We start from the raw sequence: 1,360 nt of genomic DNA, 5'->3' as shown, positions 1-1,360 counted from the left end.
TAGTGATAGTATAAAAATAGTACAAAGTAAAGATGCCATGTATACCTAAATCATGTATGATAAGAAAGATGATATGAAGGAGGAAGCACAGACATGGCAAAAGGTACGAAATATGATCAGCAGTTTAAGGAGAACGCAGTCAGGTATCGTCTGGATCATCCGGAACTCACACTCAAGAAAGCGGCTGAAAATCTGGGAATCAGTGATTCTGCTCTCAAAACGTGGCTCCGGGCAGCCAAGGAACATGAAGGCTGTGTGCCAACAAGAGGATCCGGCAATTATTCCAGTGATGAGGCAAAAGAGATCGCCCGTCTCCAACGAGAGCTAAGGGATACAAAGGATGCCCTTGAGATTCTAAAAAAAGCCATCAGTATCCTGGGAAAATGACAGAGGCTGTTTATACTGCCACAGCAGAGTATATTGTGGAAATGGAGCAGCGGCCGGTGAAGCACCGTGTCTCTGTCAGCGGGGTACTGAAACGTCTTGGTGTTTCACGATCCGGCTATCACGCATGGAAAAAAAGATGCCCTTCTGCTGCTGAAAAACACCGCGGGGAGGTTAAGGAAAAAATTTTAAAAATCTATGAGGATTCCCACCAAAACTATGGTGCTCCTAAAATCACCAGGGAATTGTGGAAAGGTGGCGAAAAAATTGCAGTAAAAACAGTTGCGAATTATATGAGGCAGATGGGGATCAAAGCCCAATGGATAAAGCCTTATACGCAAACTACTATAGATTCTGATTTCAGCAAGGAATTGCACAATATTCTGAATGAGCAGTTCAATCCGGAACAGCCGGATGCAGTATGGGTATCGGATATCACATATATTTGGACATTTGAGGGCTTCGTATACTTAACCAGTATTATGGATCTGTATTCCAGAAAAATCATTGCATGGGTACTCAGCGAGACCCTGGAAGCATCCCATGTAGTGGACTGCGTAGAGAAAGCAAAGAAAATACGCAGCATTACACAGCCGCTAATTATACATACGGACAGAGGCTGCCAGTATGTATCAGACGCGTTCCGTCAGGCAACAGATGGGATGGTAAACAGTTATTCAAAGAAAGCATATCCATGGGATAATGCATGTATCGAATCCTTTCACGCGTTACTGAAGCGGGAGTGGATTAACCGCTTTAAAATTTTTAACTACCGGCATGCATATAAGTTGGTATTTGAATATATCGAAACATTTTATAATACAGTGCGGAGCCACAGTCATTGTGGATATCTTTCGCCTGATCAATATGAGGAGGCGTATTATGCAGCGTTAGACGAAAAAGCAGAAGCTTTGGCAGGGTAAGCCAACCTTAAAAAAGGCATGTTTAATTTGTACTTTTTCTTGACATAGGATCA

General features: G+C 42.8%; 2 protein-coding genes. Both read left to right on the top strand.

Translation table 11 applies throughout. The features are described from left to right. Nucleotides 1–93: 93 nt before the first annotated feature. Nucleotides 94–387 (top strand): transposase, encoded by a 294-nt coding sequence (locus tag H6A20_RS13035; RefSeq protein WP_087163136.1) that lies wholly within the window; start codon nt 94–96, stop codon nt 385–387. Beyond that, entirely contained in the window at nt 384–1,307 is a 924-nt protein-coding gene (locus H6A20_RS13030) for an IS3 family transposase (protein ID WP_243426227.1), read from the top strand. The genes H6A20_RS13035 and H6A20_RS13030 overlap by 4 nt, the downstream gene beginning before the upstream one ends. The last annotated feature ends 53 nt before the right edge of the window (nt 1,308–1,360 follow it).

It is taken from the genome of Mordavella massiliensis, from assembly GCF_016901695.1.
Lineage (GTDB): Bacteria > Bacillota > Clostridia > Lachnospirales > Lachnospiraceae > Claveliimonas > Claveliimonas massiliensis_A.
Note: the sequence above shows the minus strand (reverse complement) of the source record. Positions and strands in the feature narration are given on the sequence as shown.